This window comes from Kushneria phyllosphaerae, from assembly GCF_900312995.1.
In the GTDB taxonomy this organism is placed as follows: Bacteria; Pseudomonadota; Gammaproteobacteria; order Pseudomonadales; family Halomonadaceae; genus Kushneria; species Kushneria phyllosphaerae.
In genome coordinates this window covers 1-445 of the sequence record NZ_ONZI01000021.1, presented here as the reverse complement: position 1 = coordinate 445, position 445 = coordinate 1, and the positions used below count along the sequence as shown (strand labels likewise).

Sequence of the window (445 nt, the reverse complement as noted above, 5' to 3'; positions counted from 1 at the left end):
GCACTTGATCAGCCAAAGGCAAAACATGTTTGATCATGGAGACTGGTGTCCCCGGATTAATAACTACTCCAGCTTTGACACCTAAGCTTTTTGTCATTTGGAGTGCCCGATGGATATGAGGAGTTGCTTCTACATGAACAGTAATGATATCTGCTCCAGCTTTCGCAAATGCTGGAATGTAATTTTCCGGATCAACGATCATCAGATGGACGTCTAGCGGTAATTTAGTGACAGGTCGGATTGCCTGAACAATATTTGGCCCTAACGTGATATTTGGGACAAATTGGCCATCCATGACATCTACGTGGATGTAATCTGCGCCTCCTTTTTCTACTAACTCAATATCTCTTTGCAAATTGGCAAAATCTGCGCTCAAAATGGATGGTGCTATTTTCATTCTTGGTTCCTCCTATTTTCGTTTACCTTCTTTTTTCGTATACATGGG

Annotated in this window: 1 protein-coding gene; it reads right to left on the bottom strand. The window is 42.0% G+C overall.

From position 1 onward, the window contains the following. On the bottom strand, positions 1-397 hold a 397-nt coding region (locus tag KSP9073_RS17260; RefSeq protein ID WP_133241052.1), incomplete at its 3' end, for a ribulose-phosphate 3-epimerase. Positions 398-445: the final 48 nt, after the last annotated feature.